This is a genomic window from Hyphomonas sp., assembly GCF_040882205.1.
In the GTDB taxonomy this organism is placed as follows: Bacteria; Pseudomonadota; Alphaproteobacteria; order Caulobacterales; family Hyphomonadaceae; genus Hyphomonas.
On the sequence record NZ_JBBEBT010000310.1, the window covers coordinates 1 to 13,175 of the forward strand.

Annotated in this window: 12 protein-coding genes; 5 read left to right on the plus strand and 7 right to left on the minus strand. The window is 63.7% G+C overall.

Going from position 1 to position 13,175, the window contains the following annotated elements:
* Nucleotides 1–71: 71 nt before the first annotated feature.
* Both mfd and WEA77_RS13260 read right to left on the minus strand, forming a co-directional pair.
* Nucleotides 72–3,632: a transcription-repair coupling factor gene (gene mfd, locus WEA77_RS13255; protein ID WP_368068357.1), complete on the minus strand. Its 3,561-nt coding sequence runs from the start codon at nt 3,630–3,632 to the stop codon at nt 72–74.
* 22 nt (nt 3,633–3,654) lie between these two features.
* Complete coding sequence (locus WEA77_RS13260; protein WP_368068358.1) at nt 3,655–3,921, minus strand: succinate dehydrogenase assembly factor 2; 267 nt, start codon at nt 3,919–3,921, stop codon at nt 3,655–3,657.
* A gap of 179 nt (nt 3,922–4,100) precedes the next feature.
* Between WEA77_RS13260 and recG the strand changes: the two genes are divergently transcribed.
* Nucleotides 4,101–6,179 (plus strand): ATP-dependent DNA helicase RecG, encoded by a 2,079-nt coding sequence (gene recG, locus WEA77_RS13265; RefSeq protein ID WP_368068359.1) that lies wholly within the window; start codon nt 4,101–4,103, stop codon nt 6,177–6,179.
* Here recG and WEA77_RS13270 read toward each other — a convergent pair whose 3' ends face one another.
* Nucleotides 6,180–6,887 (minus strand): DUF502 domain-containing protein, encoded by a 708-nt coding sequence (locus WEA77_RS13270; RefSeq protein ID WP_368068360.1) that lies wholly within the window; start codon nt 6,885–6,887, stop codon nt 6,180–6,182.
* Nucleotides 6,888–6,966: 79 nt separating this feature from the next.
* On the opposite strand from WEA77_RS13270, the gene WEA77_RS13275 reads away from it, so the two are divergent.
* From WEA77_RS13275 to WEA77_RS13290, 4 genes are read left to right on the plus strand one after another with little or no spacing between them, the layout of a single operon-like run.
* On the plus strand, nt 6,967–7,308 hold the full coding sequence (locus tag WEA77_RS13275) for a hypothetical protein (protein ID WP_368068361.1): 342 nt from the start codon (nt 6,967–6,969) through the stop codon (nt 7,306–7,308).
* A gap of 21 nt (nt 7,309–7,329) precedes the next feature.
* On the plus strand, nt 7,330–7,977 hold the full coding sequence (locus tag WEA77_RS13280) for a phosphotransferase family protein (RefSeq protein WP_368068368.1): 648 nt from the start codon (nt 7,330–7,332) through the stop codon (nt 7,975–7,977).
* On the plus strand, nt 7,970–8,341 hold the full coding sequence (locus tag WEA77_RS13285) for a DUF6285 domain-containing protein (protein ID WP_368068362.1): 372 nt from the start codon (nt 7,970–7,972) through the stop codon (nt 8,339–8,341). Before WEA77_RS13280 ends, WEA77_RS13285 begins: the two co-directional genes overlap by 8 nt.
* Nucleotides 8,342–8,359: 18 nt before the next feature.
* The gene (locus WEA77_RS13290; protein WP_368068363.1) at nt 8,360–9,136 is read left to right on the plus strand and encodes a hypothetical protein; all 777 of its coding nucleotides are present in this window, start codon (nt 8,360–8,362) and stop codon (nt 9,134–9,136) included.
* Here the strand turns inward: WEA77_RS13290 and maiA are convergent.
* From maiA to WEA77_RS13310, 4 genes are all read right to left on the minus strand, one after another.
* Entirely contained in the window at nt 9,133–9,777 is a 645-nt protein-coding gene (gene maiA / locus WEA77_RS13295) for a maleylacetoacetate isomerase (RefSeq protein ID WP_368068364.1), read from the minus strand. The genes WEA77_RS13290 and maiA overlap by 4 nt on opposite strands.
* Complete coding sequence (gene astB / locus WEA77_RS13300) at nt 9,774–11,096, minus strand: N-succinylarginine dihydrolase (RefSeq protein WP_368068365.1); 1,323 nt, start codon at nt 11,094–11,096, stop codon at nt 9,774–9,776. The genes maiA and astB overlap by 4 nt, the downstream gene beginning before the upstream one ends.
* Nucleotides 11,093–11,920: a class I SAM-dependent methyltransferase gene (locus WEA77_RS13305; protein ID WP_368068366.1), complete on the minus strand. Its 828-nt coding sequence runs from the start codon at nt 11,918–11,920 to the stop codon at nt 11,093–11,095. Before WEA77_RS13305 ends, astB begins: the two co-directional genes overlap by 4 nt.
* Nucleotides 11,921–11,929: 9 nt before the next feature.
* A partial coding sequence (locus WEA77_RS13310) for a succinylglutamate-semialdehyde dehydrogenase (protein ID WP_368068367.1) occupies nt 11,930–13,175 on the minus strand: 1,246 nt, incomplete at its 5' end.

Below are 13,175 nucleotides of genomic sequence, written 5' to 3' on the forward strand. Positions count from 1 at the left end.
TGCTGGTTGAGGGCAGGAATTTGCGAAAAATCAAAAATCCGTGGCAGGCGAACTGGTTCCATCAGATCACTCTAATCTTCGCTGAGGAAGCCGGACGACAGCTTCTTGCCCCACTTGTTTTCAGGCTCTGGCACGCGCCGCTGCGCCATCTTGGAAACCGCATCCGCCGCTTCTGCCGACGCGAGGCCGCAAGCTGCTTCGAGTTCCTTGAGGAACGCCTTCACCAGTGGAATGCGCCGGTCCGGCGCGCCGCCAAGCCCGGAATGCACAAGCTTGGAGTCTGGGCGAAGCTTCAGCTGGTTCGGCCGTGAGCGGACGATTTCCATGAGGTGCTGCGGGTCCATGATCGTATCCGGACGGAAGGAAAGCACAGCGCCCTTCTCACCCGCGTCAAGCTTGGCAATACCCAACGTGCGGCACTGGACCTTGATGGCCATGACATCCAGCAACTGACGCGTCTCGTCCGGCAACGGACCAAACCGGTCAATCAGTTCGGCGGCAAAGCTCTCGCGGTCCTGCGCCGTCGTGATGTCGGACAAGCGCCGGTAGAGAGACAGGCGCACGTTCAGGTCTTCAACATAGGCGTCAGCAATCAGCACGGCGACACCGAGGTTGATCTGCGGCGACCAATCGTCGGCCACATCTTCCTCATCCTTTGCGCCAGCGCGCAGCGCCTTCACGGCATCTTCCAGCATCGACTGGTAAAGCTCCACGCCAACCTCTTTTACCTGGCCCGACTGCTGATCGCCGAGAAGGTTGCCCGCGCCGCGCATGTCGAGGTCATGGCTCGCAAGCTGGAAGCCCGCACCCAGCGAGTCGAGCGACTGCAACACCTTCAGGCGCTTCTCGGCAGCCTCGGTGATCACCTTGTCGCGCGGCGTCGTGAAATAGGCATAGGCGCGCAGCTTCGAACGCCCGACGCGGCCACGCAGCTGGTAAAGCTGCGCCAGGCCGAACATGTCTGCGCGGTGAATGATCAGCGTGTTGGCGCGCGGAATGTCGAGGCCGCTTTCGACGATGGTCGTCGAGAGAAGCACGTCATACCTGCCCTCGTAGAAGGCCGTCATGATGTCTTCCAGTTCGCCAGCCGCCATCTGGCCGTGCGCCACGATGAACGACACTTCCGGCACATTGAGCCGCAGGAAACTCTCGATCTTGTCGAGATCCTGAATACGCGGCGCGACGAAGAAAGCCTGTCCGCCCCGATACTTCTCGCGCAGCAGCGCCTCACGCAGCGTGACCGTATCTTCCTCGGTGATGTAGGTGCGCACCGACAACCGGTCGACCGGAGGCGTCGCGATGATCGACAGGTCGCGAATGCCCGTCAGCGCCATCTGCAAAGTGCGAGGGATCGGTGTCGCCGAAAGTGTCAGCACGTGCACATCGGATTTCAGCTCCTTCAGCCGCTCCTTGTGCTTCACGCCGAAGCGCTGCTCCTCGTCCACGACTATGATGCCGAGGCGCTTGAACTCGATCTCCTTCGTCAGCAGCGCATGCGTGCCGACCACGACATCGATGCTGCCATCCGCAAGTCCCGCGCGCACTTCTGCCGCTTCCCGTGCACTGACGAACCGCGAGAGCGGCCGGACGACCAGTGGCCAGCCGGCGAAGCGTTCCTCGAAGGTCTTGAAGTGCTGGCGCGCCAGAAGCGTCGTCGGCGCAATCACCGCCACCTGCTTGCCGCTCATCGCCGCCACGAAGGCAGCGCGCAGCGCGACTTCGGTCTTACCGAAACCCACATCGCCGCAAACAAGCCGGTCCATCGGCCGGCCGGACGCGAGATCGCCCAGAACGTCTTCGATGGCGGAGAGCTGGTCTTCCGTTTCCTCGTAAGGGAAGCGCGCGGCGAACTCCTCATAGAAACCCTGCCCGGCAGAGATCGATTCAGCCCGGCGCAGTTCGCGCGCCGCCGCAATCTGCATGAGTTCGGCCGCCATCTCGAGGATGCGCTTCTTGGCTTTCGCCTTGCGCGTCTGCCAGCCTGCGCCGCCCAGGCGGTCCAGCTGGCTCTGGGACTCTTCCGAGCCGTAGCGGCTGATCAGGTCGATGTTCTCGACCGGCAGGAAGATCATGTCGCCGCCGGCATATTCCAGCTGCAGGCAATCGTGCGGCGCGCCGGTCAGCTCCAGCGTGCGCAGGCCTGCATATCGCCCGACGCCGTGGTCGACGTGCACGACAAGATCGCCCGCCGTCAGCGCCGTGGCATCGGTGATGAAGCTCGCCGTCTTGCGTTTGCGGCGCGGCGCAGCAAGGCGGTCACCCAGCACGTCCGCTTCGGAAATCAGCGCCACGCCCGGCAGCGAGAAGCCCGCCTCGATCGGCACTTCGGCGACGGTGAAGTCGGTCTTCTTAGCCGCTTCCAGCGTGTGCACCTGCGCAAGACCGGTCAGGCCATGGTCGCCCAGGACATTGATCAGGCGGTCTGCCGACCCGGTCGACCAGGCCGCAAAGACGACCGGTTTGCCGCTGGCATAGAGCGCCTTTGCGTGCCCGATAACAGTCTCGAAAATGTTGGCGTCCGTGCGCAAGCGTTCCGGCGCGAAGTCCCTGCCCCGCCGTCCGCCCATGTCGAAGGCATTCGCCGCCGGTTCATTGGCGCTGAAACGCACGACAGCCCGGTCGGCAAGTCGCGCGTCCAACTCTTCAATCCCAAGGTAAAGCCGCTCCGGCGGCAGCACCTTCGCCGTACGGATATCACCGCCGCCGGCATCGAGGCGGGCCATGTGATAATCGCTCGCCTGTGTCAGGCGCTCATGCGCCGCCTCGCTCGTCAGGGCACTCAGGCCCCAAAGGCCGCCCTCGCCGACGTAGTCGAACAGCGTGTCGAGATGATCATGGAACAGGGGCAGCCAGGCTTCCACCCCCTGCCGGCGAATGGAGGCACGGGCTGCCTCATACATCTGGTCGCCGGAGGGTGGTCCGAAAGTTTCAAGGAACCGGTCGCGAAACCCGCTCAGCACCTTATCGTCGAACAGGATCTCGCTTACCGGTGCGAAGGTGACGCCTTCAGCGGCCCCTGTCGATCGTTGGGACTCGGTATCGAATGTGCGGAGGGTCTCGACCACATCGCCGAAAAAATCGAGCCGGTAAGGCTCGGGCGCCGTCGGCGGAAAGATGTCGATGATGCCGCCGCGGATCGCATACTCGCCCTGCTCGCGCACGGTACTGGAGCGAACATAACCGTTGAAGGCGAGATATTCGGTCAGGTCGGCGGCCTTCACCGTCTGCCCCTTGCGGATGGAAAAGGATGACCGGCGAAGCGTCGCGATCGGCGGCACACGCTGCACAAGCGAGCCCGCAGTCGTGACCACCAGCAGCGGCCCTTGCGCAAGCTCATAACGGGCGATACGCGCGAGACCGGCGCAGCGGCGCGCGGCAGTTGCCGGCGTCGGGCTTATGCGGTCGTAGGGCAGCACGTCCCAGCCTGGAAGGTCCGCCTGATCCAGCCGGGGCGCTGCGAACTGCGCCATCCGCCGCGCGGCCTGTCCCATCCGGTCGTCCCGGGCAACATACACGCCGATGCCGCCGCGCTTGATCAGCGCCTCGCAAAACGTGATCACGTCAGCGCCAAACGGCGCTCCGGCAAAAGCGGCGGGGCCGCTCAGCGATTTCAGAAAATCAGCGGGTGTCATCAGGCTACCTTTTCACCCGGCCTCAGCCGGATTGCGCGGCGTAGCGGAATGCGATCAGCTGGTCCAGCACCGGACCTGAATGGGCTGCCGGCACAGGCTCCTGCCCGATCAGCCAGGCATAAACTTCCCAGTCGGGCACCTTGAGCAGGCGTTCGAACTCGTCGAGCCCCGCGGTATCCAGCGATTCGAGCGTCGCATCGGCGAAGCTGCCGATAAGCAGGTCCATCTCGCGAAAACCGCGCCGCCAGGCCCGGAATTTCAGTTTCTTGCGGCGGTTTTCATCGGTCATGGGGGACTTCCGGAAGCGATAAATCCGTATGGACTATCCATAGGGACTTGTGGACGGGTTATGGACTAAAAAAGCGGAGTTTATGCACCGGCTTATGCAACACCCTATGTCTTGGTTCTGCTCCGGTAAGGTCACAGTTGATTGTGCCGCACCCCGGCTGCGCCTAGCCTGCTGACACGATGCGCGACGAGCGACTCTTCCCGCTGTTTGCCAGCCTCGACACGCTGAGCGGTGTCGGGCCCAAACTGCTGCCGGTCCTCCAGCGCCTGTGCGGCGGCAATACGGTCTGGGACCTGCTGCTCCATCTGCCGGAGCGCTGGCTCGACCGGCGAGTGCGCGCGCAGTTCGACAAGACGGTCCCCGGCGAAGTGGCGACGGTGCGCGGCGAGGTCATTGCCCATCACGCACCGTTCAACGACAAATCGCCCTACCGGATCCAGCTGGGCGACGAAAGCGGCTTCCTGACGCTCTCGTACTTCCGGGCCGATCCACGCTGGCTGAAATCCCAGTTCCCGGTAGGGGCCACCCGTATCGTCTCGGGTCGAATTGAGGATTACAAAGGCGAACGACAGATCACGCATCCGGATTTCGTGGTTGATCCTGCCAAGGGCGACGCGCCCCCGGAAGTCGAGCCGATCTATGCGCTCACGGCCGGCCTGACGAACCGGCGCGTGCACACCTTTGCGTTGCAGGCCCTCAAGGCTGTGCCGGAGGGCTTGCCGGAATGGTCCGACCCGCACCTCGTGCGCCAGCGCGGCTGGCCAGGCTTTGCCGAAGCCTTGGAGATCATGCACGCGCCGGCGCGCTATGACGAAGACGAATTCGCCCGCGCCCGGGAACGCCTCGCCTATGACGAAGCGATTGCCCGCGCGTCGGCCTTCTCACTCGCCCGGGCAGCCCGCAAGGCGCGGCGCGCACCGGTCATCAAGTCCGATCCGAAGTCCGAAGCGCAGCTGATCAAGGCCCTGCCCTACACGCCCACCGGCGCACAGCTGCGGGCACGCGATGAAATCCGGCGCGACCTCGCCAGCGGGTCTCCGATGCGGCGGCTGCTGCAGGGCGATGTCGGCGCCGGCAAGACGCTTGTCGCCGCGATGGCCGCTGTGGAAGCGGCCGCAAACGGTTACCAATCGGCCTTCATGGCGCCGACAGAAGTGCTCGCCCGGCAACAATTCGACACGCTGGACACGCTGCTTTCGCCGCTGGGTTATAAGGTAGCGGTGCTCTCCGGGCGCGACCGGGGCAGCGCCCGCAAAAGCACAGTCATGGCGCTGGCTGACGGCACGGTCCAGATAGTGGCCGGCACGCACGCGCTGTTCCAGGAAGCCGTCTCCTTCCGCAATCTCGGCCTGATTATCGTCGATGAACAGCACCGGTTCGGCGTGACGGACCGCATGCGGCTCGTCGGAAAATCCGACAGCCCGCACATGCTGGTGATGAGCGCAACGCCGATCCCGCGCACCCTCGCCCAGGCCGTGCACGGGGATCTCGACGTCTCCATCCTCGATGAAAAGCCACCGGGCCGCAAACCCGTCGAGACGCGGGCGATCCCGGATACGCGCATCGATGAGATCATCGAAGCGGTCGGCCGCGCCGTGCAGCGCGGTGAGCGCGCGTTCTGGGTCTGCCCGCGCGTTGATGTCGATGAGGACGATTCCTCTGCAGTGGCCCGCCATGGCGCCTTGCAGGACGAGCTGCGCATCCGGGTGGGTCTCGTACATGGCAGGCTGAAGGCCTCAGAAAAGGATACCGCCCTGGAGGACTTCCGGTACGGCAGAACGCGCGTCCTCGTCGCCACCACGGTCATCGAGGTAGGGGTCGATGTCCCGGAAGCCACCATCATGGTCATTGAGCGGGCGGAAGGCTTTGGCCTCGCCCAGTTGCACCAGCTCCGCGGCCGCGTGGGCCGCGGCGAGCGGCCCTCGTTCTGCATCTTGCTTTACCGCCCGCCCATCGGTGAAACGGCCCGCGAACGCCTCGATACGCTGCGCCGCACCGAGGACGGCTTTGCGATTGCTGAAGCGGATTTCAGGCTGAGGGGCGCCGGTGATGTGCTCGGCGTACGCCAGGCCGGGGCAACGGAGTACCGGATCCTGGAAACCTCTCGCCACGCCGGCCTGCTCGAGATCGCGTCCAAGGATGCGGAGGCCGTCATCGCAGCAGATCCCAAACTCCAGGGCGACCGGGCAAACGCGCTGAGGATGGCGCGTGAACTGCTGACGCCGCGCGTGACCACTAACGCCGAACCCCAGTCCTGATTACGACTTTCCCGGCGCCGCAGGGGCAGCACTAACCCGCGGAAACGGCGGGTATACGAGGCCGCCCGAGAGAATGAGTTTTGCGCCTTCCTCAATCGACATTTCCAGGCGGATCACGGCCGATTCCTTCACGAACAGCAGGAAGCCCGAGGTCGGGTTCGGCACGGTCGGCACGAAGACGGTGATGAAGTCCGCTCCCAACCGGTACGCTGGCTCTTCCTTCGCCGGTCCCGCAACAAACCCGACGACCCAGCTCCCCGCCCTCGGGTATTCGACCATCACGATTTCCTTGTACTGGCCGGCCGAGTTGCTCTGGAACACATCACGGATCTGTTTGAACACGGAGTAGACAGAGCGGACGACCGGAACCCGCGTCAGGATGCGGTCAGTCAGCGAAACGAAATAGCTGCCGAGGAAGTTTGTGGCGACAGCGCCGAGCAGCGTCAGGAAGATCAGGAGGATCAGCAGGCCGAAACCCGGCACGGCATAGTCAAGATAAGTTTCCGGCCGCAGCGCCGGCGGGATCAGCGGCACAACGCGGCTGTCGATGAGGTTGATCAGGAATTCCAGGATGATGAACGTCGCGACCACCGGCAGCGCGATCAGCATGCCGGCGACCAGTCGCTCCCGCAGCCAGCTCAGAAGGCTTTGCTTCTCAGCCTGAACAGCCACGCCCAGCGGATCATCAGGTTGTATCTTGTCGCTCATGCCATGAAACTCCTCAGGCTATCGCCTTCCTCAGCGTTACCGCTTGGCGTGCGCCTTCTTCCGCGCAATTGTGGCGAAGATGGGAACCGGAATCGAGATCGAAAAGCCCCTGACCGAATGGGCCCACACGCATTTCGGCGCAGATGCGCGCGTTGAGGGGCTGAAACGCTTGTCGGGCGGGGCAAGCCAGGAAACCTGGGCATTCGATGTCGCTGCGCCAGGCGAGAGGCATGCGCTGATCCTCAGGCGGGCGCCGGGCGGTGTTGCGGTGGCTCGCAGTTCAGAAGCAGTGTCGCTGGCGACTGAGGCCGCTTTGCTGGTCGCCACGACGAAATCCGGCGTGCGGGTGCCGGAAGTGCTGCACGTATCGCCGCCAGGCAGCGAACTTGGTGAAGCCTTCGTCATGCGCCGGGTCGTGTGAGAGACGCTTGGCCGGAAGATCCTGCGCGATGACGAGTTCAACGCGGCGCGTGCGCGGCTGACGCGCGATTGCGGCGAAGCGCTGGCGCGTATCCATGCGGTTGCGCCCGGCGGCCTGCCCGAACTGGCGCGCAGCCTCGGCGAGGACCAGATCGCGAAATATGAAGCGATCTACCGGGCTTTCGAGATGCCCCGGCCCGTGCTGGAACTTGCCTTCGCCTGGCTGAAGGCGAATGCGCCAGAACCCGCAGGCCCTGTGCTGGTGCACGGCGACTTTCGCCTCGGCAACCTGATCGTGGACGAGAACGGCCTCGGCGCCGTGCTCGACTGGGAACTCGCCCATATCGGCGACCCGCGCGAGGACATCGCCTGGGTCTGCGTCAATTCCTGGCGCTTCGGGCACAGCGAAAAGCGGGTCGGCGGGTTCGGCGACCTGCCAGAAATGCTGGACGCCTATGCCGCCGCCGGCGGCGCACGGTTCACGACAGCAGAGATCGACTGGTGGGAAATTCTGGGCAGCCTGAAATGGGGTGTGATGTGCATGATCATGTATTCCGCCTACAAGACCGGCGCGGACCCCAGCGTGGAACGCGCGGCCATCGGCCGGCGCGTTTCGGAAAACGAGATTGACCTTATCAACCTGTTTGAAGGACTTGGCCGCCATGCATGATGGCCCCTCCGCCAGGGAACTGATCGAAGCGGTGAAGAATTTCATCGACAGGACAGCCGCGCCGCAATTGACCGGGCATAGCGCCTTCCATGCGCGTGTCGCGTCGAACGCGCTGGCTACCGTGCTTCGGGAACTTGATATTCGCCCTGCCGCAGAAGCGGAGGAAAAGGCGCGTCTTGAAAAACTGCTCACAACCTCCGGTGAAAGCGCAAATCAGTTGAATGCAATGCTTTGCGCGGCTATCCGGTCAGGGCGCATGGACCTTTCAACAGACGGGCTTCTGTCACATCTCAAATCGACCACAATTGCGCAATTGTCTGTCGATCAACCGGGCTATTCAGGACTGAGATCCGCGGCCCGCTGAAACCCCGGAACCGCCTGCATGAACAAGAATATTTTCCTCGTCCTGATCGCTGGGTCGCTGGCAATCGCCGCCGGCGCCCTTTTTTGGTCGATGCAGGAAAAGCCTGTCGCAACCGGCCCTGCCCTTCCCACCTTTGACTATGTCAACGGCGACAGCTGGGCCGAGCGGCCGGAGCTTCCGCCGCCGGCGGTTTGGGAGACCGGTTGGGACATCGACGTTGTGCTGCTGGCTGGCGAGGCAGCCCTGGAAATCAGCGGCACGCAGGCTATCGAGAAGCGGCGCGTCGAGGCCGCCGGGAAGCTGAACGATCTCGCGGGCGCGTTTGAAAAAACCGGGACGGTCTATGCACCCTACCTGCGCGCGGCGAGCCTTGAAGAAGATACGGCCGCCGCGCTCTCTCACTATCTGTCTACCGACAATCGGGGCCGGGCATTCGTGATTGCCACGGACCGGCCGTTGCCAGCCGCAGTGTTGCCCCTGTTCGAAGCCGATCCGCTGTTGCGCGACCGGTTCGGCGGCGTGCTCCTGTTCGGCGAGAACAATGCCGGCGCCGGGCTTTCAGAAGGCCTGGCGCCCGGGGTGACCTGCTCGCGCCGCTACAAGGCGGACGAGGGCTGCATCGCGCCAGTAGAGCTGCGCCGCTCCGGTAATGGCTTTGCGGCAAGCGGCGGCGAACGGCTGGTCAACGGTCTCATTCCATGGCTCAACGAACATACTTCAAAACTTGCCGAACCCCTCGGCGAACTCGAGGAAATCGAGATCATCGAAATCCGGCGTCCTGGCGAAACGGATTAGCCGGGCTTCGCCGGACTTTCAGGTGCGGCGCGCTGGAACGCGTCAAGCGCCCGGCAGATTGAATCCAGTTCGACAAGTTTTGGAAAAGCTGACAAGTCCGTTTCGAACCGACGTGCGTTGGCCATCTGCGGCACCAGCGCGATCTCAGCGAGGCCCGGTGCGTCTCCGAACAGGAAGACGCTATAGCGTGGCTCCGTTGCCATCGCTTCAAGCGCCTGAAAGCCCCGCACGATCCAGTCCTGATACCACCGCTTGATGGCTGTATCGTCTGCGCCGAAATCCCGTCTCAGCACGGCGAGCGGGCTCAGATTGTTCAACGGGTGAATGTCGCACGCAATGATGTCCGCAAAGGCTCGCGCCTTCAGGCGTTGCCAGGCGTCTTCCGGAAGCAGTGAGGGCCCAGGCACTGTTTCGTCGATCCATTCGATGATCGCCATCGATTGCCCGGAGATCCTTGCGTCAACCTCGATCGCAGGAACACGCATTTGCGGATTGATGCCGCGGTACCCGTCTCCCAGTTGTTCATCTGCACCCGGAAGGATGTTGACGGGAACTGTTTCAAAGGGACAACCTTTCAGATGCAGTGCAATCCGCACCCGGTACGCGGCCGACGAGCGCCAGTAATCATAAAGACGGATCATGCCAGCGCCTCAAGGTCGAGGATGTCGAGGATGGCTTCGCGGGCGAGGCGGCATTCATCCGCGAAAGCCGGATCGGCAAGGTCGCCGGGAGACAGGCGGTCGCGGTATGTCAAGCGGACACTCGCCTGCAGTTCGTCGATCAGCTCCTCGTCCAGCAACACGCCCGCGTGGCAGGCAGCCAGTTCTGCCACGGTCATCACCACGCGCAACCGCAGGCAGGCAGGTCCGCCCCCATTGCGCATGGACTGACGAACATCGACATAAAGTACGCGGCCGATCGGTCCGTTGGATTGCACCAGCCGTTCGCAATAGGCATGCACGGACGGGGTATCGCGTGTCTCCGTTGGCGCAACCAGCACAAGGCGGTCCTCGCCTGGCACCTGAAGCAGCTGGGAGTTGAAAAGGTAGGAAGACATCGCATCGGCGAGTGGCACTTCGGTATCGGCCACCATGACGGGCTTCAGTTCGAACCGACCATCCGCCGCTTGCCGGAGCGCCTTGAGCGTGGCAGCCGTGTCTTCGAAGGCGTGCTCGTGGAAGAACAGCGTATCAAGGGCGCCGACGCAGACCACATCATTGTGGAAGGCGCCCGATGCGATAGCGCGGTGAGCCTGACGGGCGAACACGGCATGCGGCATGGCGAGACCGTGGGCGCGCGCGATGGCTTCAGACGCCAAGCGCGTCTGGCGCGCCGGAAAACCCGCCAACGCCTCTCCGGTATCGCGTCCGTATACGAACAGCTCAACGCCCGGGGCGTCATGTTCCGCCGACAGCCGAACGTGGTTGGCCGCGCCTTCATCCGCAAAGTCGGCATGCGCCGGAAGGGCGCCATGCACAGCGAAGCGTTCCTCATCGGCGAAGATGGAAATGAGCGTTGCGGTCGTGTCCGGGTGCTCCAGACTACGGTGGAGCATCGTGGACAGATTGGCGGGCGTGAAGTGCAGGCGGCCATCTGCGGTGTCGGCGGACGGCGAGACCGTTGCGGCATTGGCGGCCCACATGGCGCTGGCCGAGTAGGCCGCTTTCAGCAACTGCGGTGCTCTGCGCGCGGCTGCGCCGATGATATCTGAATCCGAGCCGGCAAAGCCCGCTGCGACAAGCAGGTCAAAATTGGGACGTGCGAGGGGCGGCAGAACGCCCTGCACGAGCCCGGCGCGAACCAGGGTGCGCATCTTTTCGAGGCCTTGCACAGCCGCTTCGCGCGGGTTGGAAATGTCGCCCGCATTGCGCGCGCTGGCGAGGTTGCCATCTGAAAGCCCGCCATAATTGTGGCTCGGCCCGATCAGCCCGTCGAAATTGACTTCGCAGGCTATGCTCATGCGGTGGCCTCGACGATCCAGACAGCGGCTTTCAGATACGTGTGTCCCACTGCGCCTGTAAGGCTGCGAACTTTCGAGACCAGCGCTTGCCTGACCTTGACCGGGTCGATACCCTGTTCAGCAATGGCGCGCGAGAGCGGGCCAATCTCGAGCATGAAGTCCGCCGTCTCTTCAGCGTTGGCGCCGGGCAGTTCGATGTCGCCGTCCCACGGCGAAATCCGGATGCCGGTCCAGCCCGCCTTCACCAGAATATCCGTAACGAAGTCAGGGTTGCCAAAGGCAAACGGCCCTGGCGTTCCCGGCGGCGGCGGCGCAGGCGGCTGCTTGAGGAACGGCAGGGCGGCGACGATCGGCATCAAGGCCCAGTCATTCTCCGCGAGCGGGCGCCAGCATGCGAATATCATCTGGCCTCCCGGCATTGTCCCTGCCCGGATATTTTCGAATGCAGCTACAGGATCGGCAAAGAACATTACACCGAATCGGGACACGATGAGATCTGCTTTTACATCCGGCACCCAGGCTGACGCATCAGCCACAACGAAATTCGCCGCGGGTGCACGCTGCTCCGCGCGGCGCCGGGCAATAGCGATCAGCGGTTCGGACACATCCACACCTGTCGTCAGCGCGCCTGAATCCGACGCCGCAAAAGACAGGGCGCCTGCGCCGCAACCTATATCCGTGAGCCGCTGGCCGGAGCACCGCTTCGCCGCGTTAAGGACCGCTTCCGCGAACGGCTGCAGCATCCTGTCCAGCCGGTCTGCATCCCTCACCCATTTTTCGCCGGCGGCGCCGTTCCAGTAGTCGATCTGCGCAGTGTTATCCATTTCGGCCTCTCAGGTGGGAAATCCAGGCGCTGTCAGCCGGGTCGCAGTTTGCGCAAGCTGGCTTGCTTGCGGCCAGGCACAGTAGTCTGCAGCATAGTATGCTCCCGGACGGAAGTTTCCGGAGAGGCCCGGACCGCCAAAGGGCATGGATCCGCTGGCCCCGGCGGTCGGTCTGTTCCGGTTGAGCACACCTGCGCGCATCTCGCGATACGCCATTTCCCAAAGGCTGTCGTCATCGCTGACGAGGCCGCCCGAGAGGCCATACTTCGTTGCATTGGCCCGGATAATCGCATCTTCGAATGTCTTTACCCGGACGACCTGCATGAGTGGCCCGAACAGTTCTTCATCCGGGAAGCCGGAAGCCGCCGTGACATCGACAACACCGGACGACACGAAACCGCCGCCGCGTGGCAGACCCTCGAGTGCGAGGATGGGCTTTGCACCATGCGAAATCAACAGGGCCTGAAAGTCGAGTGCCTGCTCGCGTGCCTTCTCGGAGACGAGCGGGCCCATGAAGATGTCCGGCTCGTTCCAGGCCCCGATGCGGAGCCCCCTGGCGCGGGCGACAATAGCCTCGATAACCGCGTCCCCGAACTGACCTTCCGGCAGGATCACGCGGCGCGCGCAGGAACAGCGCTGGCCGGTGGTAAGATATGCTGATTGGGCCGCGATGTCGGCGGCGGCGTCCACATCGGCAGGGTTCCAGATGATCAGCGGATTATTGCCGCCCATCTCCAGCGCAAGGATGACATCCGGCCGACCCGCGAAGTGTTTGTGGAAATAGACGCCGGTCGTTGCGGAGCCTGTGAACAACAGGCCATTGATGTCCTGCGCGATGAGGGCGCCGCCGGTCTCGCGTCCGCCTTGTACGATGTTCAGGCATCCAGGGGGCAGGCCAGCTGCCTCGAAACACTCCGCCATCAGCGCCGAGATGCCCGGCGCCAGTTCGCTCGGCTTGAAGACACATGCGTTTCCGGCGAGCAGCGCAGGAACGATATGCCCGTTCGGCAGATGGCCCGGGAAGTTAAAGGGACCGAACACGGCCATCACGCCGTGTGGTCGATGGGTCAGCCGAGCGGCGCCGAAGGCAGCCGCTTCGGCTTTCTCGCCGGCGCGTTCCGTTTGCGCTGCGATCGATACGGCGATCTTTGCCTGCATTGCGGCGGCTTCGGCGCGCGAGTCCCACAGCGCCTTGCCCATTTCGCGGCTGATCACTTCCGCAATCGCTTCGGTGCGCATTGCGATTTCCTCCGCA